General features: G+C 67.5%; 23 protein-coding genes. 7 read left to right on the top strand and 16 right to left on the bottom strand.

What is annotated here, in order from left to right:
• Together GSQ76_RS31330 and GSQ76_RS21295 are read right to left on the bottom strand one after the other, a co-directional pair.
• On the bottom strand, positions 1-844 hold an 844-nt coding region (locus GSQ76_RS31330; protein ID WP_254070547.1), incomplete at its 3' end, for a 1-deoxy-D-xylulose-5-phosphate synthase N-terminal domain-containing protein.
• Positions 822-1739, bottom strand: coding sequence for a polyprenyl synthetase family protein (locus GSQ76_RS21295; RefSeq protein ID WP_408837019.1), 918 nt, complete (start codon positions 1737-1739; stop codon positions 822-824). The genes GSQ76_RS31330 and GSQ76_RS21295, both read right to left, overlap by 23 nt.
• A gap of 446 nt (positions 1740-2185) precedes the next feature.
• Here GSQ76_RS21295 and hpnH point away from each other — a divergent pair, with 446 nt between their 5' ends.
• Positions 2186-3328, top strand: a complete 1143-nt coding sequence (hpnH, locus tag GSQ76_RS21300; RefSeq protein WP_158746107.1) for an adenosyl-hopene transferase HpnH — start codon at positions 2186-2188, stop codon at positions 3326-3328.
• Between the two features lie 48 nt (positions 3329-3376).
• Here hpnH and GSQ76_RS21305 read toward each other — a convergent pair whose 3' ends face one another.
• From GSQ76_RS21305 to GSQ76_RS21345, 9 genes are all read right to left on the bottom strand, one after another.
• Entirely contained in the window at positions 3377-4357 is a 981-nt protein-coding gene (locus GSQ76_RS21305; protein ID WP_254070548.1) for an agmatinase, read from the bottom strand.
• Positions 4358-4426: 69 nt separating this feature from the next.
• Positions 4427-5062, bottom strand: a complete 636-nt coding sequence (locus GSQ76_RS21310; protein ID WP_158746108.1) for a hypothetical protein — start codon at positions 5060-5062, stop codon at positions 4427-4429.
• Between the two features lie 3 nt (positions 5063-5065).
• Complete coding sequence (shc, locus tag GSQ76_RS21315) at positions 5066-6991, bottom strand: squalene--hopene cyclase (protein ID WP_158746109.1); 1926 nt, start codon at positions 6989-6991, stop codon at positions 5066-5068.
• 13 nt (positions 6992-7004) lie between these two features.
• A complete protein-coding gene (gene hpnE / locus GSQ76_RS21320; RefSeq protein ID WP_158746110.1) occupies positions 7005-8246 on the bottom strand; it encodes a hydroxysqualene dehydroxylase HpnE in 1242 nt (413 codons plus the stop codon).
• Positions 8243-9100 carry a presqualene diphosphate synthase HpnD gene (gene hpnD / locus GSQ76_RS21325; RefSeq protein ID WP_158746111.1) on the bottom strand — a complete coding sequence of 286 codons (858 nt, stop codon included), beginning with the start codon at positions 9098-9100 and terminating at the stop codon, positions 8243-8245. Before hpnD ends, hpnE begins: the two co-directional genes overlap by 4 nt.
• On the bottom strand, positions 9088-9918 hold the full coding sequence (gene hpnC, locus GSQ76_RS21330) for a squalene synthase HpnC (protein WP_158746112.1): 831 nt from the start codon (positions 9916-9918) through the stop codon (positions 9088-9090). The genes hpnD and hpnC overlap by 13 nt, the downstream gene beginning before the upstream one ends.
• Complete coding sequence (locus GSQ76_RS21335; protein ID WP_158746113.1) at positions 9915-11027, bottom strand: glycosyltransferase; 1113 nt, start codon at positions 11025-11027, stop codon at positions 9915-9917. The genes hpnC and GSQ76_RS21335 overlap by 4 nt, the downstream gene beginning before the upstream one ends.
• A complete protein-coding gene (gene hpnA, locus GSQ76_RS21340) occupies positions 11024-12025 on the bottom strand; it encodes a hopanoid-associated sugar epimerase (protein ID WP_158746114.1) in 1002 nt (333 codons plus the stop codon). The genes GSQ76_RS21335 and hpnA overlap by 4 nt, the downstream gene beginning before the upstream one ends.
• A 65-nt stretch (positions 12026-12090) precedes the next feature.
• Positions 12091-13683 (bottom strand): ABC transporter substrate-binding protein, encoded by a 1593-nt coding sequence (locus tag GSQ76_RS21345; protein ID WP_216851196.1) that lies wholly within the window; start codon positions 13681-13683, stop codon positions 12091-12093.
• A gap of 136 nt (positions 13684-13819) precedes the next feature.
• Between GSQ76_RS21345 and GSQ76_RS21350 the strand changes: the two genes are divergently transcribed.
• The 5 genes from GSQ76_RS21350 (at position 13820) to rfbD (ending at position 20952) form a co-directional block, all read left to right on the top strand.
• Positions 13820-17512 carry a glycoside hydrolase family 99-like domain-containing protein gene (locus GSQ76_RS21350; RefSeq protein WP_216851197.1) on the top strand — a complete coding sequence of 1231 codons (3693 nt, stop codon included), beginning with the start codon at positions 13820-13822 and terminating at the stop codon, positions 17510-17512.
• Positions 17513-17586: 74 nt separating this feature from the next.
• Positions 17587-18666, top strand: a complete 1080-nt coding sequence (gene rfbB / locus GSQ76_RS21355; RefSeq protein WP_158746116.1) for a dTDP-glucose 4,6-dehydratase — start codon at positions 17587-17589, stop codon at positions 18664-18666.
• Positions 18663-19538, top strand: coding sequence for a glucose-1-phosphate thymidylyltransferase RfbA (rfbA, locus tag GSQ76_RS21360; RefSeq protein ID WP_158746117.1), 876 nt, complete (start codon positions 18663-18665; stop codon positions 19536-19538). The genes rfbB and rfbA overlap by 4 nt, the downstream gene beginning before the upstream one ends.
• Positions 19535-20092, top strand: a complete 558-nt coding sequence (gene rfbC / locus GSQ76_RS21365; protein WP_158746118.1) for a dTDP-4-dehydrorhamnose 3,5-epimerase — start codon at positions 19535-19537, stop codon at positions 20090-20092. The genes rfbA and rfbC overlap by 4 nt, the downstream gene beginning before the upstream one ends.
• Positions 20089-20952 carry a dTDP-4-dehydrorhamnose reductase gene (rfbD, locus tag GSQ76_RS21370; RefSeq protein WP_174247377.1) on the top strand — a complete coding sequence of 288 codons (864 nt, stop codon included), beginning with the start codon at positions 20089-20091 and terminating at the stop codon, positions 20950-20952. The genes rfbC and rfbD overlap by 4 nt, the downstream gene beginning before the upstream one ends.
• Here the strand turns inward: rfbD and GSQ76_RS21375 are convergent.
• The 5 genes from GSQ76_RS21375 to lepB are packed head-to-tail and all read right to left on the bottom strand — an operon-like array spanning position 20942 to position 24642.
• Complete coding sequence (locus tag GSQ76_RS21375) at positions 20942-21595, bottom strand: RluA family pseudouridine synthase (protein WP_174247378.1); 654 nt, start codon at positions 21593-21595, stop codon at positions 20942-20944. The two genes, rfbD and GSQ76_RS21375, sit on opposite strands and share 11 nt — an antisense overlap.
• The gene (recO, locus tag GSQ76_RS21380; RefSeq protein WP_158746120.1) at positions 21582-22328 is read right to left on the bottom strand and encodes a DNA repair protein RecO; all 747 of its coding nucleotides are present in this window, start codon (positions 22326-22328) and stop codon (positions 21582-21584) included. The genes GSQ76_RS21375 and recO overlap by 14 nt, the downstream gene beginning before the upstream one ends.
• 9 nt (positions 22329-22337) lie before the next feature.
• The gene (gene era / locus GSQ76_RS21385; RefSeq protein ID WP_408837041.1) at positions 22338-23240 is read right to left on the bottom strand and encodes a GTPase Era; all 903 of its coding nucleotides are present in this window, start codon (positions 23238-23240) and stop codon (positions 22338-22340) included.
• Positions 23228-23899: a ribonuclease III gene (rnc, locus tag GSQ76_RS21390; protein ID WP_254070549.1), complete on the bottom strand. Its 672-nt coding sequence runs from the start codon at positions 23897-23899 to the stop codon at positions 23228-23230. The genes era and rnc overlap by 13 nt, the downstream gene beginning before the upstream one ends.
• On the bottom strand, positions 23896-24642 hold the full coding sequence (gene lepB / locus GSQ76_RS21395; protein ID WP_158746123.1) for a signal peptidase I: 747 nt from the start codon (positions 24640-24642) through the stop codon (positions 23896-23898). Before lepB ends, rnc begins: the two co-directional genes overlap by 4 nt.
• Positions 24643-24775: 133 nt before the next feature.
• Here lepB and GSQ76_RS21400 point away from each other — a divergent pair, with 133 nt between their 5' ends.
• Positions 24776-25021, top strand: coding sequence for a hypothetical protein (locus GSQ76_RS21400; protein ID WP_158746124.1), 246 nt, complete (start codon positions 24776-24778; stop codon positions 25019-25021).
• The last annotated feature ends 1 nt before the right edge of the window (position 25022 follow it).

The raw sequence follows: 25022 nt of genomic DNA on the forward strand, positions 1-25022 counted from the left end.
CGTTGCGCAGCACGGGCAGCAGGTGGTCCAGATTGTGGCCGTCGATCGGGCCCAGGTAGTAGAAGCCCAGTTCCTCGAACAGCGTGCCGCCGGTGAGGATGCCGCGGGCATATTCCTCGGCCCGCTTGGCGGTCTTGGCCATGCTGGACGGGAAGCGCTTGGCCATGCGGGCGGCCAGGTCGCGCAGGTTCAGGAACGAGTTGGAGCTGAGCAGCCGGGTCAGATAGGCGCTCATGGCGCCGACGGGCGGGGCGATCGACATCTCGTTGTCGTTCAGCACCACGACCAAGCGGGCCTTCATGGCGCCGGCGTTGTTCATCGCCTCGTAGGCCATGCCGGCGCTCATCGCGCCGTCGCCGATGACGGCGATGACGTTGCGGGGGGCGCCCATCATGTCGGACGCCACCGCCATGCCCAACCCGGCGGAGATCGAGGTGGAGGAGTGGGCGGCGCCGAACGGGTCGTACTCGCTCTCGGACCGGCGGGTGAAGCCGGACAGGCCGCCGGGCTGGCGCAGGGTGCGAATGCGGTCGCGGCGCCCGGTGATGATCTTATGCGGGTAGCATTGGTGCCCGACGTCCCAGATCACGCGATCCTTGGGCGTGTCGAACACGGCGTGCAGGGCGACGGTGAGTTCGACCACGCCTAGGCTGGCGCCGAGATGGCCGCCGGTGGTGCTAACGGCGTCGATCGTCTCGGCCCGCAACTCATCCGCCAGTTGGCGAAGCTGCTCGGCAGAGAAATTGCGCAAATCCGCAGGCACACGCACGCGATCCAACAATGGGGTCGACAGGCGCGGCGGGAGAATCGGGGCGTTCAACTCAATATCCCCGGGAGACGACATAGGCGGCAAGATCCTTCAATCGCGCGGCCCGCGCCCCGAACATATCCAGATGGGAAATCGCTTCGTCGCTGAGTGCCCGGGCCCGCGCCGTGGCGCCCTCCAAGCCCAGCAGCGCAACCAAAGTTGCTTTCCCGGCAGCGGCATCCTTGCCGGCGGTCTTGCCGATCGCCGCGGTGTCGCCCGCGGCGTCCAATACGTCATCGGCGATCTGGAATGCAGTGCCCAAATCCCGCCCATACGCTGCAATCTTGGACCGAGCCGACGGGCTGGCGCGACCCAGGATCGCCCCGGCCTCTGCGCTATATTGGATCAACCGACCGGTCTTCAGCGCCTGCAGACGCTCGACCTCGGCCTCGCTCAGTGTCCGGCCTTCAGCCGCCATATCGATCATTTGACCCCCTGCCATTCCGCGGGCGCCACTGGCGGCGCCCAGCGCCGCGACCAGCTCGCAGCGCGCCAGCGGGTCGGGGTGCGTACCCTCCGCCGCCAGCACTTCGAACGCGCGGGCCTGCAGAGCGTCGCCTGCCAAAATAGCGGTGGCTTCGTCGAACGCCATGTGTGTGCTTGGCTTGCCACGACGCAGATCGTCGTCGTCCATCGCCGGAAGGTCGTCGTGCACCAGCGAGTAGGCGTGCAGCATTTCCACCGACGCGGCGACGCGGGCAGCCCTGGGACGCGGCACGTCGAACAGGCTGGCGATTTCCAGCACCAGGAAGCCGCGCAGGCGCTTGCCGCCGTTCAGGCTCGCATAGCGCATGGATTCGATGAGCCTGCCTTCCGCACCCTCCGGCTGGCCGAGCAATTCGTCGAGCGCTGCTTCGGTAACGATGACGGCGTCCGCCATCGCGGCCCCAAGTGCATCGGCGTTGTCACGCAAGAGCGAATCAGCCGACATTCATGACCCTGAACACAGACACGCCCTTCCGGAAAGCTTTGCTGGCACCCCGCCAAATTGGCGAGGTCGCGGAGGCATAATCCCTCCAAACAAACACTGCCGACCCGCCCGTTGCAAGATGCAGAGGCTGTTGGGGGCAATTTCGCGACTTTTTGGCAACAGGTTGGACTGCGGATGATGCAGTCGCGCCACGAAGCCGCATTGTAACCTATTGTAGCCCGGTAGGGCCAGTGGCACGATGCGAGGTTGTGGCCGAACAGCACGCTGTCGCAGCGATCATGAAACCTGGCGGTTGTAATCGGCTTACTGGCCTTCAACATGCCAGGCTTGCAGTGCACAATGCCGGGATCGGCGCGTGCAGGCCTTTGCGTTCATAGGCCACCGGCGTGTATGTCGCCGTCCACGATCCGCTGGGGCTCCCGCCCCGGCATAGGAGAATGAGGTAGATGTCGATTCCCGTGCAGCAGGTTCTCCGGGTCGGAGCCTATGTGGTGAAGCAGCATTTGACCGGGCGCAAACGCTACCCGTTGGTCCTGATGCTGGAGCCGTTGTTCCGCTGCAACCTGGCCTGCTCCGGCTGCGGCAAGATCGATTATCCGAACGAGATCCTGAACCAGCGCCTGTCGGTCGCCGACGCGCTGGAGGCTGTGGATGAGTGCGGCGCCCCCGTCGTTGCCATCGCTGGCGGTGAGCCGCTGCTGCATCGTGAGATGCCGGAGATCGTCGCCAAGATCCTGGAGCGGAAGAAGTTCGTCTATCTCTGCACGAACGCCCTGTTGCTCGAGAAGAAGATGGACGACTACAAGCCGAACCCGTTTTTCTCCTGGGACGTCCATTTGGATGGTGACAAGGAGATGCACGACAAGGCCGTGAGCCAGGACGGCGTTTACGAACGTGCCATCTCCGCCATCAAGAAGGCGAAGGAGCGTGGCTTCCGCCTGTCCATCAACTGCACCCTGTTCGACGGCGCACAGGCCGATCGCGTGGCCAAATTTTTTGACGACGTGATGGCGATGGGTATCGACGGGATCATGACGTCCCCTGGTTATGCCTACGAGCGTGCGCCCGACCAGGCCCATTTCCTGTCCCGCCAGAAGACCAAGCAGCTCTTCCGCGACATCCTGACCCGCGGCAAGGGCAAGGGCTGGAAGTTCACCCAGTCCCCGCTCTTCATGAACTTCCTGGCTGGCAACGAGAGCTATCATTGCACGCCATGGGGCAAGCCGACCCGCAACGTATTCGGCTGGCAGCGCCCCTGCTACCTGCTGGGTGAGGGTTACGCCAAGACCTATACCGAGTTGATGGAGACCACGGACTGGGACAAGTACGGCACCGGCAATTACGAGAAATGCGCCGACTGCATGGTCCATTCCGGCTACGAGAGCACCGCCGTGGTCGACGCCGTCAAAAGCCCGATCAAGACCATGATGGTCGCCCTGCGCGGCCCGCGCACCACCGGGCCGATGGCGCCGGAGATCCCATTGGATAAGCAGCGCCCGGCCGAATACACGTTCAGCAAGCACGTGCAGCAGAAGATGGAGCAGATCCGCCACAAGCCGAAGGCGGCCGAGATGTCCGACGCGGACTAGCCGCGCCGTCGTGAGATAGAATAGGGCGGAGGGCGCGGGCTCTCTGCCCTATTTTTTTGCCCGTTGCTTCCGGGCAGCGGCCAGCACGCACAGGATTTCGAACAGCATCGCCGCGCCGTGCATGGCAGTGATGCCGCCGACATCGAACGGGGGTGACACCTCCACCACGTCGCCGCCGACGAAGTTCAGCCCGGTCAGCCCGCGCACCATGCGCAGCGCCTCCAGCATGGTGATGCCGCCGGGTTCGGGCGTGCCGGTGCCGGGGGCGTAGATCGGGTCCAGGCTGTCGATGTCGAACGACAGATATGTCGCGCCGTCGCCCACGACCCGGCGTGCCTCCTCCACCGCCCAGCGCCAGCCGCGATCGGCCAGTTCCTCGATCGGCATGACGCGCATGCCGCTGGATTCGCTGAAGCTCCACAGCCCACCCGCCACATTGCTGTGGCCGCGAATACCGATCTGGATCACCCGCTTCGGGTCCAGCAATCCCTCGTCCACCGCGCGGCGGAACGGCGTGCCGTGGTGGTAGCGGGAGCCCATGTACTCGTCGCCGGTGTCGGCATGCGCGTCGATGTGGACCATTCCGACCGGGCCATTCGCCCCGACCGCGCGCAGGATCGGCAGCGTCATCGAGTGATCGCCCCCGGCCGAGAGCGGCACCACGCCAGCGGAGACAACCTTGCGGTAGAACGCCTCGATCTCGCCCAAGGCGGGTTCGAGGTTGTAGGGCTGCTCGATCCAGGCATCGCCCAAATCGCGCACGCGCAATCCGTCGAAGGGCTGCACGCCGGTGGCGGTGTTGATCCGGCGGGAGAGGCTGGACTGGTTGCGGATCTCGCGCGGGCCGTGCCGGGTGCCTGGCCGATTGGTGACGCCGCCATCGAATGGCACGCCGATCACGCCGATATCGACTTGGGTGAGATCCTGCTCGTAGGGCGCGCGGAAGAATGTCGGGATGCCAGAAAAGCGCGGCTGCACCTGCGGATCCGCCATCTCGTGATAGCGGGTTGTCTGCTTGATCGGTTCCATGGCGGCCTCCCCGAGTGTGCCGACCTAACGTCACGGGGTTGCCCGGTGGTCAACTCACCTTGGGTGACATCACGCAAGTGGCCCGATGGCCGCGACCCGCGCCAGCAACGCCGTGCGGGCGGAGGCGGCTTCCCGCCCGAGCGCGATGAGGCCGGAGATCTGGCCGGGGTGCCGGGCGAGCGAACGCAGCAGCGCGGCCGGCCGGATGCGGCCGTTCGCATCCAGTGCCGTCATCGCGGCGGGCGGCAGGTCGCGATCCGCCGGGTCGCAGATGGCGCGCAGCACGGCGAAGGGCAAGCCGTGTTCCGCCGCGACCCGGGCCACTGCGCCGCTTTCCAGATCGGCGGCCGATGCACCCGTGCGCCGCCAGGCTGCGAATTTATCCTGTCGGGTGCCGATGATCGCGCTGGCCGCCAGCAGCAATCCGCCGGCCACACCCAAGCGCGCTGCCAGTGCCGGGTTGGCGCGCCACAATGTGCCATCCTCCGCCACGACGCCCTCGGGCACGATTACTAGACCGGCGGCCAGTTCGGGCGACAATCCGCCGGCCAGGCCGAAGCTGATGAGACCGGTGACGCCCGACTCGGCCAAGCGGTTTGCTGCCACCGCAGCCCCGGCGGCATCGCCACCGCCGACCGCGACCTCGATCCCAAGGCCGCGGGCTATCCGCGCCTCCGCCACCAGGCCGACGACGACGCCCAGCACGGGCTAGAAGCCGAACGCGACCCGGCGGTCGTTTCCACTGAGCAGGTTCCGATACCGCGCCATCGCCATCAGCGGGAAGAACAGGCGATAACCGTGGTAGCGCAGGTAGAACACGCGCGGGAAACCCACGGCGGTATAGGGCAGTTCGTCCCACTCGCCATCGGTGCGTTGCGTGCGCTGCAGGTATTCGATGCCCTGGGCCACGGCGGGGTGATTGACCTCGCCAGCCGCCATCAGCCCCAGCAGCGCCCATGCGGTTTGCGACGGGGTGCTCTGCTTATACTGCCCGGCGGGGGCGTTGGCGTAGCTCTCCTCGTCTTCGCCCCAGCCGCCATCGCTGCGTTGGCGCGACATCAGCCAGGATGCGGCGCGACGGATCGCCGGGTCGTCATGCGACAGCCCGATCGCGTTCAGCGCGCAGAGTGTGGACCAGGTGCCATAGATGTAATTGGTGCCCCAGCGCCCGAACCAACTGCCATCCGGCTCCTGCTCCCGCCGGATGTAGGCGAGGCCTCGCGCCATGGCCGGGTCCTGCATGGTGTGGCCCAACTGGGCCAGGAACGACATGCAGCGCGCCGTCACGTCGACCGTTGGCGGGTCCAGCAGCGCGCCGTGATCGGCGAACGGGATGTGGTTCAGGAACTGGTAGTCGTTATCGACGTCGAACGCGCCCCAGCCGCCATTACGGCTCTGCATGCCCAAGATCCAGGTGCGTGCCCGCTCGATCGCCGGGGCGTGGCCCGGCTCGCGGCTGCGGTGGAGCAGCATGGCGACCACGGCAGTGTCGTCCACATCCGGGTAATGCGCGTTTTCGTACTGGAACGCCCAGCCGCCCGGTGCCACGTCTGGGACCTTCAGTGCCCAGTCGCCCTTCAGCGTGGTGATCTGCCGGCTTACCAGCCAGTCGCTGGCGGCTTCGACAGATTCGGCATCGCCAGCCTCGGCCAGCGCATGGGCTGCCAGCCCAGTGTCCCAGATCGGCGACAGGCAGGGTTGGCAATAGGCGCGGTCCGGCTTCACCACCAGCAGCTTGCGCACTGCGCCCCAGGCGGTGACGGCGTCGGGATGATCCGCCGGGTAGCCGAGCGCGTCGAACATCATCACGCTGTTGGCCATTGCCGGGTAGATCGCGCCCAGCCCGTCCTCGCCATTCAGTCGCTCGACCGTGAATTGCACCGCAGCTTCGACGGCGCTGCGGCGGGACCGGAGGGGAAAGAACGGCATGATCGGCCGCAGCACCGAATCCAACCTGCGGAATACCGGCCCCCAGGCGGAGCGATACGGGCCGCGGAACCAGTCCTTCACCTGCTCGGGCGGGGTGCAGAACAGTTCCTGCACCGAGATGCCGCGCGGGTTGCGGGCTTGCGGGCGCAGCGCCATCAGCACCAGGAGCGGCACCATCACCGTGCGGGACCAGTATGACACCTTCGACAGGTGGAAGAAGAACCACCGCGGCAGGTGCATGATCTCGACCGGCATCACCGGGGTCGCGCGCCACGGCACCTGGCCGAATAGCGCCAATTGCACCCGGCAGAACACGTTGCTCCGCTCGGCCCCGCCCATGCGCAGGATGCACTCGCGCGCCCGCACCATGTGCGGCGCGTCCGCGGAGTCACCGATCGCCTTAAGGGCGAAGTAAGCCTTGACCGTTACGGATAGGTCGGGCGCGCCATCGTAGAACAGCGGCCAACCGCCTTCGCGGCCCTGGATGCCCCGGAGGTAGACGCCGATCTTGGCTTCCAACTCGGGCTCGATGCGGTCGAGATAGTGCTCCAACAGCACGTATTCGGCCGGGATCGTCGCATCCGCCTCCAACTCGAACAGCCAATGCCCGTCCGCGGCCTGCCGGGAGAGCAGGGCGGCCTTGGCGGCGTCGATCGAGGTCTGGAGAGTGTCGGTTTCGGGGCGGGTAAGCGTTTCGCTTGGCATCATCCATCCGGGCTCAAACGACGGACTCAAGAGCCGCCGCGGCAGTTTGACCTGACCTGATCGCACCCTCAATGGTGGCAGGCAGGCCGGTGTCGGTCCAATCTCCGGCCAGCGCAAGATTTGCAAGGCCGATTCTCGCGCCTGGCCGCTTGCGGTTCTCCGCTGGAGTCGCCGCAAACGTCGCACGCTTCTCCTTTACGACACGCCAGGCCGGCATTGGTTTCGCAATGCCGAGAGCGGCGCACAGTTCCGGCCACACTGTTGCAGCTAAGTCACTAGCTGGACGGTCTATCAGCCTATTCGCCGCGCTGATGGTGACGGAAACCACACCCGGTTTCACAAAAACCCACTCCGCCGTGGTGCCGAGCAGCCCTACGAAGCCGACCGGGCCTGGCGCCATGTCGTGGCGGTAGTGCAAATTAACGATCGACTCGAACGCCTCCGGTGCGGTCAGGCCCGGCAGGAGCGATTGCGCCACCGCCGCCGGCACCGCCAGGACGATGCCGTCGCCGACATCGAGCGTCACTGGCCCGTGGGGCGCGGCGAGAGTGGCGACGCGGCCACCCTCCACCGCCAGGGCCGAGATCCGGCGACCGACATGGATGGTGGCGCCGGCATCACGCAGCACGGCGAGTGCCGGGTCGATGAAGGTGGCGGACAGGCCGTCCTTGGGGAAGGCGGGGATGCAGGCGCTGCCGCCGCGCATCAGGGTCTCGCGCATGACCGCCGCCATCAGCGCGGCGCTGCCGGTGGCGGGCGCGGTGTTCAGCGCGGCGATCACCAGTGGCTCGATCAACCGGTCGTTCAGCGCGCCATGCGGCATGACGTCGGCGACGGTGGCGTCTGGACCAGCCCGCAGCAGGGCCAGCAACCCGGCATATTCGCGCAATCGTGCCCCCGGCACGCGACGCCGGGGCGCCAGCACCCACCAGGGAATCGGTCCGGCATTGGGCTCCACCGTCCAGTGCTCGCCCGTCGCCGCGTCGTAGAACGGGAACATCGAGCGTGCCGGCCCGGCCAGCGTCCCCTCCGACCCGACGCGGCGCAGGAAGCCCGCGATGGCCCGGTTGCCGGACAGCCAGAGGTGGTTGCCGTTATCGATGCGGCAGTCCAGTTCCTTGTCGTGGTAGGACCGGCATCGTCCGCCGGCGGCCGGACCTGCCTCGTACACGATCACGTCGTGTCCGGCGTCCACCAGCGCCAGCGCGGCGGCCAGCCCGGCCATGCCGGCGCCAATCACATGAACCCGGCTCATAGCAAATGGCGTGCAACGATCGCCAGTTTACGCCATTTCGGCACCTTTACGGGCTGGTCCAGCGCCGCCCAGCCGCGCTTCTCCACCATATCCAGAATTGCCGAGTAAGTCGCCCCCATCAGCCGCGCCGGCCGCATCGCCTTCTGGTCGCACTGCGCCATTGCTGTATGCGCCAGCCCAAAACGCCGCCGCGCCTCCGCCAGCATGCGGTCGCACACCACCGGCAAGTGGGGCGAGGCGAGGGCCGCCCGCGGTTCGTGCGGCACGCCCGCATCGTCCAGCCACTCGCGCGGCAGATACAGCCGGTCGCGCCCCGCATCCTCGTCCAGGTCGCGCAGAATGTTGGTCAGTTGCAAGGCGCGGCCGAGCGAGAACGCCACCTCGTCCGCCCGGGCGGACCCGTCGCCGAAGGCGCGCACAGACAGGCGGCCGACCGCGGCGGCCACCCGATCGCAATACAGATCCAGCGTGGCGAAATCCGGCGCGGCGATGACGGTATCGGCGTCCATCTGCATGCCATCGATCACGGCCAGGAAATCCTCCTGCCGTAGCCCGAACGCCTTCACCGCCGCCACCAGCACGCGCGTTACCGCGTCGTGGCCGTGGCCGGCATAGACGTCAGAAATTGCCTGCCGCCATTGCTGCAGCCCGGCGTGTTTCGCCTCGATCGGGGCTTCCTCGTCGGCCACGTCGTCCACCAGGCGGCAGAATGCGTAGATCGCGTACATTGCCATCCGCCGGTCCGGCGGGAGGATGCGCATGCCGCGGTAGAACGACGTGCCGGCGGCCTTCACGATCGCCTCGACCGCGGCCAGATCCTCGGGCGGCGCGCCCAACGGGTTCACCGCAGCCATGGTAATGCCAGCAACACGCTGCCCACCACATCGCCCCGCCGCAGCTTTACCCGGCCGGCCAGCGGGTCTTCCCGGTGTAGCCGTCCAGTCAGCCGCTTCGCCAGCCCGGCGATGACGGCGGTTTCCACGCGCAGCCGCCGGTCCTTCACGCGCCGGGGCAGGGCGGCGCCGGCACGGTTCAGGCCTTGGGTCAGTTCCACCATCTGGTTCAACACCTGCCGAAACCCGGGCGAGGCGGCACTCGCCGTGACGGCGTCGGTGGTCAGCCCCGCCGCCGCCAGCATGTCCTGCGGGATGTAGCAGCGATCCAGTTCCGCCAGATCCCCGGCGCAATCCTGCATGTGGTTCAGCACCTGCAGCGAGGCACACAGCGCGTCCGATGGCTCATAGGTGTCGGTAGACTCCCCGTGCAGGTCCAGCACGTGCCGCCCCACCGGCATGGCGGAGTAGCGGCAGTACTCGATCAACTCGTCCCATGACGCATAACGCAGCTTCGTCGCGTCCTGCCGGAACGCGCGGAGCAGGTCCAGCGAGTGCTGTGCCGTGACGCCGGTTTCGGCCAGGCTGGCGCGTAGCCGGGTGGCGCTGGGCGAGCCATCCGGCTTGTCGCCCACTAGCACTGCGCCCATCACGTCCAGCCGGGCGACCTTGTCCTCGGAACTCAGCGTCGCACTGTCGGCGATGTCGTCGGCTTGCCGGGCGAAATCGTAAAACGCATGCACGTGCGGGCGCAGCGAGGCACGGATCAGCCGCGAACCAACCGGGAAGTTCTCGTCGCTTTTGCCCTTGCCGGACGGGGCCTCGACAGACGTGCTCATGTTCCGGCCTCGCCATAGGCCCGGTTCTTCCACACCACGCCGCGGCCGCGATGGTGGTCGATCGCCGAGCCGATCGTCGCCGCCATGTAGAAAGCCGCGACGAGCGGCAGCGCCAACGCCCACAGCACCGATTGGCGGAACCGCAGCAGCGTCGGCACGTAGCTGGCGGCCGAGCCGACCCATGCCGCAAGCCCGGCCCAGCGTGTCGGGCCGTGGCCGAAGATCGCCAGCAACGGCGGCGCCAGCCACACCAGTGCCAGGCCCACGATGGTGCCCAGCAGGATCAGCGGCGAGAAACGCAATTGCACATACGCCGTGCGCGCCACCATGCGCCATACATCGACGGCTTCCGGGTAGGGGCGGATGGAGCGTGCCAGTTGGCTATGCCCCAGCCAGATGTGGCCGCCCTGCTTCACCGCGGTTGCCAGCGCCACGTCGTCGATCAATTTGCCCCGCACTGCTTCGATTCCACCGATCCGCTCCAGCGCCGCCCGGCGGATCAGGATCGTGCCCCCGGCCGCGGCAGCCGTGCTGTTCGCCGGGTCGTTCACGCGCGCGAAGGGATACAGCAATTGGAAGAAGAACACGAAGGCGGGCACCAAAGCCCGCTCGGCGAAGCTCGTGCAGTTCAGCTCCACCATCTCCGACACCTGGTCCAGCTTGGCGCTCTCCAGCTTGGCGACCAGGGTGGCAACGTGCGCCGGGTCATGCACGATGTCGGCGTCGCATAGCAGCACGACCGGAGCGTCGCCGCGCCGCACGCCCTGCGCCACGGCCCAAAGCTTGCCGCTCCACCCGTCGGGGCGGGGGGCGCCGTCGATCACCACCAGGCGCGGATCGGCCAGGCTGCGCGCGATGGCGCCGGTGCCGTCGCTGCTGCGGTCGTCGACCAGGAAGATGCGCAGCGTGCCCGGATACGCCTGCCCCAGCAGGGAACGGAGGCAGCGTTCGATGCTCTCTGCCTCGTCCCGCGCCGGCACCACGATATCCAGGGCCGGCGCGTCGGTGGGAATGGCGGGCGCCAGTATCGGGCCGGCGGACCAGAATCGGCCGTGCCAGGCCAGCAGATACACCCAGGTGGCCAGGGCCAGCAGGGCGATCGCGATCATGCCGGCAACCGCCCAGCGTCGCGGAACCAGGCGATCGCGTCGGCCACCGCCTCGCGTGCCGGGCGGTAGGTGTAGCCCAGTTCGGCCTGCGCCTTGGCGGACGAGAAGAACATCTTCTTCTTCGCCATCGCCAGAATGTCGCGGGTCACGATCGGCTCGATCCCTGCGACTTTCGCCAGGCCCTCGCTGGCCAGCGCCAACGGATACAGCGCGGCGACCGGCAGCTTCACCCGCGGCGGCTTGCGCCCGACGATGTCGGCCACCATGGCCAGCAGGCTCTGCATGCCCATATCCTCGCCGCCGAGGATGTAGCATTCGCCGACCCGACCCCGCTCCAGCGCCAGCACGTGGCCCTGCGCCACATCGTCCACATGCACGACGTTCAGCCCGGTATCGACATAGGCCGGCATGCGCCCGGCGGCGGTGTCGGTGATCATCTTGCCGGTGGGCGTCGGCTTGATGTCGCGCGGGCCGATCGGGGCGCTGGGGTTCACGATGACGACCGGCACGCCATCCCGCGCCAGCGCCAGCACGGCCTGTTCGGCCAGGTATTTGGACTTCTTGTAGACGCCGATGACCTTTTCCAGCGAGTTCGGCGTCGTCTCGGTCCCTGGCGTGCCGTCGCCGACCAGGCCCAGCGCCGCGACGCTGCTGCAATACACCATGCGCTGCGCCCCGGCCGCCTGCGCCGCCAAAAACAGTGCCCGGCTGCCATCGACGTTGGCGCGGTTCATCGCCTCCGGATCCGGGACCCATAGCCGGTAATCCGCCGCCACGTGCACCACGTAGCGGCAGCCCACCGCCGCTCGCTCCAGCGATGCCGGCTCCTTCAGGTCGCCCACGGCCAGTTCGGCGGGCAGCCCGGCGATGTTGCTGCGGTCGCTCCCCTCCCGCACCAGCAGGCGAATGGCGTGGCCACGCGCCAGTAGCGCACGCGCCACGGCCGAGCCGACAAACCCGGTAGAGCCGGTGACGAGGGTAAGACCTGTATCAAGCACGCGCGCTGGCTACAGCAGGCGGGCGCGCCGGTCCAGATCGGGGGCTTGGACCAGCGCGCGGCGGCTCAGGCCTTTTGCAGGTTCCAGAACACCGGGACGGGCGCCTTGAGCTGCCCGGTGATCCGCTTGTTCCAGGCCGTGCTCTGGAAATACTGGCCCATCGGCGCATACAGCGCTTCCTCGAACACGGCCGCCTGCATCTCCGTCGCCAGGCGCTTGCGCTCCCCGACGTCGTTGCTCTCCAGCCAGGCGTCGCGGGCGGACTCCACCTTGGCGGCGGTGGGCCAGCCATACCAGGCGCCGGCGCCATTGCCGCGCAACGCCGGGGCGCCCAGCGGGTCCACGTAGTCCAGCGCCGGGAAGGAGGACGAGAACATCGACCAACCGCCCTTGTCCAACGGCTCCTTGCTGGCGCGGCGTTGCACGACGGTGCCGAAATCCATCGCCGCATCCGTGACCGCGATGCCAACCCGTTTGCAGGTCGCCAGCGTCACCTGGGCCATCGCGTCGTAATAGGGCTGGTCGGTCGGGTGCAGCAGGATGACCGGCGAGCCGTCGTATTTCGCGTCATCCAGCATCTTCTTGATCTCCGCCACCGTGCGTTTGCCGCCCAGCCGGTCCATGCCGGCGTCGTTGGCGGACTCGGTGCCGGGCAGGAAGCAGCCGATCGGGGCGTGGTAGGCGGAGGCATCGTCGCCCATCACCGCCTGCATCACTTCGATCGGGTTCAGCGCGGCCAGCAGCGCCTGGCGCACACCCTTATTGGCGGTCGGGCCCTGTAGGCTGTTGAACCGCAGCACCGGGTACAGGCCGAATGGGTCCAGCCGGTCCACCCGCAGCGAGGCGTCGTTGCGCAGTTGCGGGATCAGGTCGGTCAGCGGCTGCTCCACCCAATCGACCTCGCCAGCGCGCAACGCGGCAGCAGCGGTCGCGGCTTCTGGGATGATCCGCCACTCGACCCGGTCCACCAGCGGGCGCTTGGCCCCGGCGGTGGCACTCGGCGCCTCGTCGCGGGGCACGTAGCCATCGAACTTGGCGAAGATGGCGCGGCTGCCCGAGATGTATTCGTTCGTCACGAAGCGGAACGGGCCGCTGCCCACGACCTCCGTCACGGCCTTGAACGCGTCCGTGTTGGCCAGCCGCTCCGGCATGATGACCGGCGGGCTCGGCTGGGACTTGCCCAGCGCCCAGGCCAGCGAGGCGAACGGCTTGTTCAGGCGGAACACCAGCGTGGTGTCATTCGGCGTCTCGATCGCGTCCAGACGGCTGGCGACGGTCTGGCCCAGCGAATCGCGCTTCATCCAGCGCTTGATCGACGCGGCGCAGTCGACCGCGCGGACCGGGCTGCCATCGTGGAATTTCAAGTTCGGCCGCAGCGTGATCGTCCAACGCTTGCCGTCATCCTCGATCGTGTGGCCCTGCGCCATTTGCGGCTGCGGCTGCAGTTTTTCGTCCACGCCGTAGAGTGTGTCGTAGACCAGATAGGCGAAATTGCGCGTCACCGTTGCGGTGGTCCACACCGGGTCCAGGCTGGTTAGATTGGCTTGCGGCACGAAAATCAGCGTGCGCGACCCGGCAGACTGCGCCAGGGAGGGACGCGGCAAAGCAGCGGCGGCACTCGCCATCGTTAATGCGGTAATAAACCCTCGTCTTTGCATCGTTTCACTCCCGTATATTGTTGTGACCGACCATAAGTTGGGCGGATTGACCTGCAAAGCCCCTTGGCAGGGTTAAGGGTTAGGTTACCGTTCCCTAACACGTCCGCAATGGTCCCGGATCCAATGGCACGCATTAATGGCACGCAGTGATCCGCAGTCTCCGCTGACGATGGTTCCTGGAGACCAGGCGGAGCAAGATAGGCTGAGCCTAATTCAGAAGTCCGGCTTGTTTGAGGGAGAGTGGTTTCTCGCGCGCAACCCGGATCTGGGCGATAACGGCCCACGCGCGATGGTCCACTGGCATCGCTATGGCTGGCGGGAGAATCGCTGGCCCAATCAATACTTCGATCCGGATTATTATCGCGCCCGCAACCCGGATTGCATGGCCGATCCGCTGCTGCACTACATCCAGGTCGGCGAGGCGGCTGGCCGGCGGCCGGTGCCGTATTTCGACCCGGTTTGGTATCGCGCCCAACACGCGGTGCCCGCTGATGAGTTGTGCCTGACGCATTTCCTGCGCCACCGCCAGAGCGGCAATTTCAGCCCGATCGCCGAGTTCGATAGCGCGCATTACCTGAAGAACAACGAGGACGTCGCCTCCGCCGGGATGGACCCGATGGAGCATTATCTGGTGCGCGGGTTCAGCGAGGGCCGCTCACCGTCCCCGGGTTTCGATCCGCGCCGCTGGCCCGGCGCGGCGCTGGATCCCAACCCGCTGCTGGGCCTGCTGCGCTGGCGCGAACAATCGCGGCTGGACGCCAGCGTGCCCAACATCGCCGACGAGGTGCGCAAGAACACCCGCCCGAATGCCGGGTTCGAGGAAGTGGCGCCCTTGCCGCCCGGTCTTCCGGCGCAGGCCAAGCTGCTGGCGTATTACCTGCCGCAATATCATCCGGTGCCGGAAAACGAGGCCTGGTGGGGCAAGGGCTTTACCGAATGGACCAATCTGGGCCGCGCCCTGCCGCGTTTCGCCGGGCATTATCAGCCGCGCATCCCGCGCGATCTAGGCCATTACCGCCTGGACAGCACCGACACGCTGCACCGCCAGATCGCGATGGCGAAGGGCGCCGGGCTGCACGGCTTCGTCGTCTATTTCTACTGGTTCAACGGTCGCCGCCTGCTGGAGGGGCCGCTGGAGGCCTTGCTTGCCGATCCAACCCTGGACATGCCGTTCTGCCTGATGTGGGCGAATGAGAATTGGACGCGGCGTTGGGATGGCTCGGAACACGAGATCCTGCTGAGCCAGGATTACCATTCCCGCGACGAGCGCGCCTTGGTGGACGAGTTCGCCCGGCATTTCGCCGACCCGCGATATATCCGCATCGGTGGCCGGCCGGTGCTGATGGTGTATCGCCCGCGGTTGATCCCCGACACCGCCGCCACGGTGGCGCGGTGGCGGCGATTGTTCCAGGCGGCGCATGGCGAAGACCCGATCTTCATCATGGGCCAAAGCTTCGGCGATACCGACCCGCGGGAGTTCGGCATGGATGCCGCAGTGGAGTTTCCGCCGCATAAGCTGACGTCGCAGGTGCCGATGATCACCGACCAGTTGCATGTGCTGGACCCTGCGTTCGATGCCCAGGTCTACGACTACGCCGCCATCGCCCGCGCCTCGGTGGACGAAGCCGCGCCGCCATACCCGTTGATCAAGACCGTCGTGCCCGGCTGGGATAACGACCCGCGCCGCCAGGGCGCGGGCACCGTGCTGCATGGCGCCACCCCGGCGCTGTATCAGGCCTGGTTGGAGGACCTGATCCGCTACGCCAGGCGCAACCGGATCGAGGGGGAGGCGATCGTCTGCATCAATGCCTGGAACGAGTGGGCCGAGGGCGCGACGCTGGAGCCGGACGTGCATTGGGGCGGGGCATTCCTGAACGCCACCGCCCGCGCCGTGAGCGGCCTGCCGGCGGTGGAATCCCGCACCCGGGTGCTGCTGATCGGCCATGATGCGCTGGCGCATGGCGCGCAGACCCTGCTGTTGCGCATCGGCCGGGCGCTTCGGGCCGGCCACGGGGTCGATATCGCGTTCCTGCTGCTGGGCGGTGGCGTGATGGAGGCGGATTATCGCAGCGTGGCGCCAACCACCGTGGCAGGCGGGCTCGACCAACTGGATGGGCTGCTGCAAGCCGCCCGCGCTGGCGGGTGCAACGCCGCTATCGTCAACAGCGCCGCCAGTGCCGGGGTGGTGCCGCTGCTGCAACGCCATGGCATCCAGTCCGTGCTGTTGGTTCATGAATTGCCGCGGTTGCTGCAGGAAAAGGGCCTGCAGGAGCCATTGCGGCAGGCGTTGGCCGTGGTCGATACGGTGGTATTCCCGGCCGAATTGGTGCGCGAGCGGTGCTACGAAGCGCTGGCGGCCACGCCACGCCATGCTGTGGTCCTGCCGCAGGGCATCGATCTGCCAGACACGCCGGCCCCGCCCGTTCTGGCGGCGGTGCGGGCCGAATTGCGGGTGCCCGTTGGTGGCCTTCTAGCCCTGGGCATGGGCTACGCGGATTTGCGCAAAGGCTTCGACCTGTTCCTCCAGGCCTGGCGGGTCACGCGGGATGTCCAGCCACCCATGTGTTTCGCCTGGGCTGGCGGAATCGACCCAACCACCAAGGCCTATCTCGGCACCGAGATCGCCGCGGCGGAGGCGACCAACACATTCCGGTTCCTGGGTCCGCGGCCGGATCCGGCCGCCCTGTTGGCCGCGGCCGACGTGTTTCTGTTGACCTCGCGGGAAGATCCGTTGCCCTCCGTGGCGCTGGAGGCGATGGCGGTCGGCACGCCCGTCGTCGCGTTCCAGGAAACGGGCGGCATCCCCGACCTGCTCACCTATTACGGCGGCGGCCGCTCCGTGCCGCTGGGTGACGTTGCCGCCATGGTCGATGGCGCGTTGCAGGAGGCGTTGGGCGCCACTTCGGCGCGCCGGGCCAGATTGTCGGCTACCGGTCGCGCCGCCTTCCGGTTCGAGGATTACACCGCCCGGCTGCTGTCCCTGGCGCGCCCGGCCATGCTGCCGATCTCGGTCGTGGTGCCGAATTGCGACTATGGCCGCTATCTGGAGGAGCGACTGGCCTCGATCTTCGCGCAGTCCTACCCCGTGACCGAGATCATCGTGATCGATGACGCCTCCACCGACGACAGTGTCACGGTGATCGAGCGGACGGCGCAGGCGTGGAACCGGCGTATCCGCCTGGTACGGCAGGACCGCCGCTCCGGCTCGGTTTTCGCGCAATGGCGCCGCGCGGCCGAGTTGGCGACCGGCGAGTGGTTGTGGATCGCCGAGGCCGACGATGGGGCGGAACCGAGCATGTTGGCCGCCCTGGCCGCCGCGGCGGCCAGGGCGCGGGACCCGGCGTTCGCCTTCTGCGATAGCCGCGCCATCGACCCGGCCGGCGCGACGATGTGGCCCGACCACAAGACCTATTACGGCCCCAGCGTGCTGGCGACGGACGCCGTGTTCGAGGGCGCCGCCTTCCTGCGCAGCCACCTGGCCGAGCGCAACCTGATCATGAATGCCAGCGCCGTCTTGTGGCACCGGGAGGAATTGCTGGCCGCCCTACGCCGCTGCGAGGCCGAATTGCGCGAGTTCAGGGTCGCTGGGGATTGGCGCCTGTATGCGGAGGTGCTGGCGCGGGAAGGCGCGCAGGTCGCCTATGTGTCCAAGCCGCTGAACCACCATCGCCGCCATGCCGCCAGCGTCACCGCCCGCATCGGGGCGGCGGCCCATTCAGCGGAGATCGCCCGGATCCATGATGTCGTGGCCAAACTGGTGGGGCCGGATGCGGCACTGCGCCGGCGGCAGCGGCGTTACCGCAAAACCCTGCTGAGTGGCTCGGCCTAGGCGGAATCACTGCCTTGGTTGCTGCGGTGGCGGCTGGATGGCAGATTGAGACGGTTACAAGAACAGGTTTCAAAATGCGACTGCTGCTCACCGGTGGCTGCGGCTTCATTGGCTCGGCCGTTGTGCGGTATTTGATCCGGCACCGCGACGCCACGATCATCAATGTCGACAAGATGTCCTATGCCGCCTCGGAAGATGCGCTGGAGGAGGCGCGGGGCCATGCCCGGCACGTCCTGATCCACGCCGACATCACGGATGCCGCGGCCATGCAGCAGGTGTTCGCCACCCACCAGCCGGACGCGGTGATGCACCTGGCGGCCGAAACCCATGTCGACCGCTCGATCGACGGGCCGGGGCCGTTCGTGCAGACCAACGTCGTCGGCACCTTCGTCCTGCTGGAGGCCGCGCGGGCCTACTGGGCGGGGCTCGACCCGGCCCGGCGTGCCGCCTTCCGCTTCCATCACGTGTCCACCGACGAGGTGTTCGGCGCGCTGGAGGTGAACGACCCGCCCTTTACCGAGACCACACCCTACGACCCGCGCAGCCCATATTCCGCCAGCAAGGCCGCGTCCGACCACCTGGTCCGCGCGTGGTGGCACACGTATGGCCTGCCGACCTTCGTCACCAACACCACGAACAATTACGGCCCCTGGCAATTCCCGGAGAAGCTGATCCCCCTGGTGACGCTGAACGCGCTGGAGGGCAAATCCCTGCCGGTCTATGGCGACGGGTCCAACCAGCGGGACTGGCTGTTCGTCGACGACCATGCCGAGGCACTGGTGCTGGCGCTGGAGCGGGCCGAACCCGGCGCCACCCTGGCGATCGGCGCCCAGCAACCGCGCAGTAACCTGCAGGTGGTGAAATCCATCTGCGCCGCGCTGGACCGCCTGCAGCCCGACCCGGCCGGCCCGCGCGAGCGGCTGATCCACTTCGTCACCGACCGCCCCGGCCACGATTTCCGCTACGAGATCGACCCGGCGCGGGCCCACTCCGCCCTGGATTGGCGCGCCCCGCATGATTTCGACCGCGGGCTGCAGCGCACGGTGGAGTGGTATGTGAACAATCGCGCCTGGTGGGACCGCATCCGTGCCGGGCGCTACGCCGGGCAGCGTTTGGGGACGGCAGCGCCGCTTCAGCCGGTCGCGGCAGCGTGAAGGGCATTCTCCTCGCCGGTGGCTCTGGCACGCGGCTGCATCCGATGACGCTGGCGGCCAGCAAGCAATTGCTGCCGGTCTACGACAAGCCGATGGTCTACTACCCGCTGTCGATCCTGATGCTGTCGGGAATCCGCGACATCCTCATCATCTCCACCCCGGTGGATCTGCCGATGTTCCGGCGGTTGCTGGGCGATGGCTCCCAGCTTGGCTGCCGCTTCACCTATGCCGAACAGCCCTCGCCGGACGGGTTGGCCCAGGCTTTCCTGATCGGCGCCGACTGGTTGGGCGGGGAGGCGTGCGCCCTGGTGCTGGGCGACAACATGATCTTCGGCGACCACCTCAGCCTCACCCTGCAGGCCACCGCCCAGCGCACCGAGGGCGCCACCGTCTTCGCCTACCAGGTGCGCGACCCGGAGCGGTATGGCGTGGTGTCGTTCGACGCCGCCGGGCGCGCCACCAGCATCGTGGAAAAGCCCACGACGCCGCTGTCCAACTGGGCGGTGATCGGGCTGTATTTCTACGATCACCGGGTGAGCGAGCTTGCCCGGCAGGTGAAACCCTCGCCGCGTGGCGAGTTGGAGATCACCGACCTGAACCGCCTCTATATGGAGGCGGGGTCGCTGACGGTGGAACGGCTGGGCCGCGGTTGCGCCTGGCTGGATGCGGGCACGCCGGACAGTCTGTTGCAGGCGTCGACCTTCGTGCAGACCATCCAGTCCCGCCAAGGCATGCTGGTCGGCTGCCCGGAGGAGGTCGCATTCCGCATGGGCTTCATCGATGCCGCCACCCTGCGAACCCGGGCCCTGGCGCTGAGCAAGACGGAACTGGGCCGGCTGCTGCTGGAACTTGCCGACGGAGTGCATGCATGAAGTTCGAACGCCTCGCCATTCCCGAACTGCTGTTGTTCACCCCGGCGCGGTTCGGTGACGCGCGCGGCTTCTTCTCCGAAACGTGGAAGGCGCGGGACATGCAGGATGCCGGGATCGACCTGCCTTTCGTCCAGGATAATCACAGCATGTCGCAGGCCCGTGGCGTGCTGCGCGGGTTGCACTGCCAGTTGGACCCGCATGCCCAGGGCAAGCTGGTGCGGGTGGTGCGCGGTTCGATCTGGGACGTGGCGGTGGATGCCCGCCGCGGCTCCCGCACGTTTGGCCGCCATGTGGGCGTGGAGCTGAGTGCCGCCAATTGGCAGCAGCTCTGGGTCCCGCCCGGCTTCCTGCACGGCTTCTGCACGATGGAGCCGGATACCGAGGTGGTCTACAAAACCACCGATTATTACGATAAGGCGTCCGAGCGGGCGGTGCTGTGGAACGACCCGGACCTGGCAATCTCGTGGCCGATCCCGGCGGCGGAGATCCAACTGTCCGAGAAGGACAAGGTGGCGTCGAGTTGGGCCGATATGCCGGTCTGGTTCCGGGTATGATCCTGGTCACCGGCGGGGCTGGCCAGGTTGCCACCGAACTGGCGGCCCGATCGGCCCAGGTGAGCCGGGTCGGCCGGCCCGAGTTCGACTTCGACCGGCCCGAAACCATCGCCGCCAGTTTCGACCAGGTGCAACCCAGCCTCGTGGTGAACGCTGCCGCCTGGACCGCCGTCGATGCCGCGGAAGCGGAGGAGGCAGCCGCGTTACGCGCCAACCGCGACGGCCCGGCCGAATTGGCCCGGCTCTGCGCCGCGGCCGGCATCCCGCTGGTCCATATTTCCACCGATTACGTGTTCGACGGTCGCAAGGGCGCGCCTTATGTCGAGACGGACCCGACCTGCCCCACCGGTGTCTACGGCAGCAGCAAACTGGCCGGTGAGCAGGCGGTGTTGTCGTACGACCGCGCCATCGTGCTGCGGACCTCCTGGGTCTACGCCGCCATCGGCAAGAACTTCGTCCGCACCATGCTGGGCGCCGCGCAGAAGACCAAGACGCTCAAAGTGGTGGCCGACCAGCATGGATGCCCGACCAATGCCGGGGACCTGGCCGACGCCATCCTCGCCATTGCCGCCCGCGTCGCGGATGGTTGGCGCCCGGACTACGCCGGCATCTTCAACGCCGCCGGCACGGGCAGCACCACCTGGCACGGCCTGGCGCTGGCCACGTTCGAGGAAGCCGCCCGCCATGGCCGCGCGATGCCGACGGTAAACCCCATCGCCACCGCCGACTGGCCAACCCCGGCCAAGCGCCCGCCGGACTCCCGCCTGGACTGCAGCAAGCTCGCCCGGGTGTTCGACGTCCACCTGCCGGCCTGGCGCCCGAGCCTGGCCCACACGGTGGACGTGATCATTACGGTTTAAACCCGCAGGCCACCAGCGCGTCCAGCATGTGCGGCGGCGGCGGTGCGATCGCTTCCAATACCGGGTCCAGCGGTAGGCGAATGGCGCGTGCCAGCAGATGCAGTTTGCCGGCGCCATCACCATAAACCGGGTCCCCGAGCACCGGGCAGCCCAGCAGCGCGCAATGCACCCGCACCTGGTGCGTGCGCCCGGTGCGGGGGCGCAGTTCCAACCAGCTCATCCCGTCCACCCGGCCGCGCACCTGCCAGTCCGTCACCGCTGGCGGGGCGGAGCCGTCCTGCACCATGCGCCAGCCGGCTGGGCTGGTGCGCTTGGCCAACGGCGCATCGATGCTGCCGGACTCGGCGGTGGGGCCGCCCTTCACCACCGCCCAATAGGTCTTCTGCGCCTGCCCGGCCGCGAACACCGCCTGCGCCGCCAGCAACGGAGTCTTGCGCAGCGCCACCACCAGGCAGCCGGCCGTATCCGTGTCCAGCCGATGCACCAGCCACGGCCCGTCCTTGCGGCGTGACAGGGCGGCAAACCAATCCTCCACACTGGGGGTGGCGCGCGGGCCCGGATGCACTGCCAGGCCGGCCGGCTTGTTCAGCACGACGAAATGGGTGTCCTGGAACAGGATTGGCGGCGGGCTAGTGTCCAGCATGATCGGCCAACCCATTCACCCGCGCCACCAGCCGGTCGCGTGCCGCAGGCAGCGGGCGGTGCTGGGTGCCGAACGCGTCGCGGCCCAGGAAATGACCGGTCATCGCCAAGCCCTGCGCCCATTGTGCAGCATCCGCCACCGCGTCATTGGCGCCGGGTCGCAGGAAGGCGGGCAGGGGCAGCAGCCGTTCCTTCCACGGCCCGGCCGCCGCATCGCTCACCGCGCGACCGGTCCGCGGAGACACCCAAATCAGCCCGTCCGTCTCCCCGCTCAGCACGCATTGGGTGAGGTCCAGGCCGTATCCAAGCTCGGCTAGCAGCGCCATTTCCCACCGCACCAGATCGGCCAACACCGCCGGTCCGACCGGCAACCGAGTGATCAGCGCCAGCAGCCCGGCGAACACTAGCGGGTGCGGCTCCCGCTCAGTCAGCGCGCCCTCCGCCACGGCGCACGCGCTGGACAGCACGGACAGCGCCAGCGCGTCGTCCATCGCCAACGCCGCGCCGGGATGCACCAATTCGGCCGTGAACGAGCCGAGTTGGTCCGACAAGCGGGCCACCCAGCGCACCTCCAGCAGATTGCCGGGTTGCCAGATTCCCGCCTTGGACCGCGACGCACCACCGCGGGCCAAGCCGCGATGCGCGCCGAACTCCTCCGTCAGCACGGTCGCCAGCGCATCGCCCTCGCCATACGGGCGGGCATCCAACACGATGGCGGGCGCTTCCCACTCCATCGCGGCTCGTTAGCCGGGGTCTTCCAGGCCGATGGCGCGCAGCCTTGCGCCTTCCTCGTCCCAGCCAGCGCGTTCCTTCACGTTCAGGAACAGGTGCACCGGACGCTCCAGCAGGGAGGAAAGCTGCTTGCGAGCCTGGGCGCCGATTTCCTTCACCCGCGCGCCGCGGCCGCCGATCAGGATCGCCTTGTGGCCCGGCCGGGTCACATACACCGTCACGTCGATCCGGACGGAGCCATCCTTGCGCTCGGTATAGCTCTCGGTCTCGACCGTGGTGGCGTAGGGCACTTCCTCGTGCGTCTGCAGGAACACCTGCTCGCGCACCAACTCGGCGGCCAGCAGGCGGTCCGGCAGATCGGTCAGATCGTCGGGCGGATACAGGTATGGACTGGCAGGCATGGTTTCGGCCAGGCGGTCCATCAGCACGTCCGCCCCGTCGCCGGTGGCGGCGCTGACCATGAACGTCTCTTCGAACGTCGCCAGGTCGTTCAGCGTCGCGATCAGCGGCAGCAGCGCCTGCGGCTCGACCAGGTCGACCTTGTTCAGCACCAGCCAGGTACGGCCGCCGCGTTGCGCCAGGCGGACGGCGATGTCGCGCACCGACTCGCGCGCGCCGGCCTTGGCATCCACCAGCAACAGGGTGACGTCCGCCTCCTCCGCACCGGTCCAGGCGGCGTTCACCATCGCCCGGTCCAGCTTGCGCTTCGGCGTGAAAATGCCCGGCGTGTCCACCAGCAGGATCTGCGTCTCCGCCCGCATCAGGATGCCCAAGACGCGAAACCGCGTCGTCTGCGCCTTGGGGCTGACGATGGACAGTTTTGCGCCGGTCATCCGGTTCAGCAGGGTGGATTTTCCGGCATTCGGCGCGCCGACCAGGGCGGCGAACCCGCATCTCGTGGTCATGTTTGCAATTGCCTCAATAAATCTGCCGCCGCGTCGCGCTCAGCCATTTGCTTCGTGCTGGCGACGCCCGTCCCGGTTCGCCCCATGGCGGTGACCGTCACCGTGAATTCAAAGGCATGTGCCGGGCCGGTGCGCGACATCTCCATGAATTGCGGCAGCGCCACGCCCCGTGCCTCCAGCCATTCCTTCAGGTCCGACTTGGGGTGCTTCGGCGGGTTTTCCTGTGCGTCCACCGCCTCGCCCCAGGCGGTGCGCACCATGAGCCGTGCTGCCTCCAGTCCGCCATCCTGGTAGACTGCGCCCAACACAGCCTCCACCGCGTCCGCGACCACGGCGGCGCCGCGGCCGACGCCGGCGCGGGCTTCGTTGGGGGCGACGATCAGCATGTCGGACACGCCAAGCCGCGCGCCAATGGCAGCCAATTGCGGCTCGGCCACCAGATCGGCGTGGCGCCGGGCCAGCAGCCCCTCCGCCTCATCCGGGAAACGCTCGGCCAGCCATTCGGCGACCAGCAGGCCCAGTACACGGTCGCCGACGAATTCCAGCCGCTCGTTAGATCGTATCTTCGCCGCACGGCTGGGGTTGCGGGGGACGGCGGAGCGGTGTGTCAGTGCCTCACGCAGCAGTTCGGGGCGGCGAAACCGATGACCGAACGCAGTGTCGATCACCGAATGCCGGTCAGAATGCGGCTCCAGCGGATTTCGAGCGGCCATTCCCATATCTGCCACCATGGCGCGGATGCGTCGATGGAGAAGAAGATGAATTCGGCCCGGCCGACGAGGTTCTCAACCGGCAGGAAGCCGACGCCGCGGCCATCCATGAACCGGCTGTCCAGGCTGTTGTCGCGGTTGTCGCCCATGGCGAACAGATTTCCCTCGGGCACCACGAATTCCTGCGTGTTATTCTGGAACCCGTCATCGCCCATTTTCGCGATCAGATGCGACACGTTGCCGGGCAACGTCTCCGTATACTGCTTCTCCGCGATGGAGGCGCCGTTTTCGTCCGTTGCCAGGATATCGCCCATCGGGCGCCGCGGGGCCGGCTGGCCATTCACGTACAGCACGCCCGCCTTGACCTGAATATGGTCGCCCGGCAGGCCGACGATGCGCTTGATGTAGTCGGCGTAGTCGTCGTGCATGTTCTTGAACACGGCCACGTCGCCACGCTTCGGCAGGCTGCCGAAGATCCGGCCGGAGAACAGGTTCGGCGAGAACGGCATCGAATACCGCGAGTAGCCGTAGCTGAACTTCGACACGAACAGATAGTCGCCCACCAGCAGCGTCGGGATCATCGATCCGGACGGAATGTTGAACGGCTCGAACGCGACGGTGCGGATGACGACGGCGATGAGCCCGGCGTACACGATAGTCTTGATGTTATCGAGCCAGCCGCCCGATTTCGCTTTAGCCATGAAGGTGCGGCGGTCCGGTGAAATGCGGACGGATGAAGCCGATGGGGCGGGGGTCTGTCAAGGAAGCTGCCGCGATTGACAGCGCTGCGTAGACGGGCATGAAGGCCGGGCGAATCGATTCAGGAATAATCCCATGCGTCTCCAACCGCTCTGCCTGCGCCTGCTGCTGTGTGGGACCACGCTTGTTTTTGGGCTCGCCGCCACCGTGACGGCGCACGCGCAGCTTGGCAGCGTGAACAACCCGCCGCCGCAGCATCTGTTCAATTTCGATGGCACGCCGAAGCCGCTGAATAACGGGCTGGGCACCATGGCCGAGCGTCGCCGCGCCCTGGCCCGCAGCAAGGTGCGCCGTCCGGTGCATCGCCACCCCACGAAGTAGG

This window comes from Acidisphaera sp. L21 (genome assembly GCF_009765685.1).
GTDB lineage: Bacteria > Pseudomonadota > Alphaproteobacteria > Acetobacterales > Acetobacteraceae > LMUY01.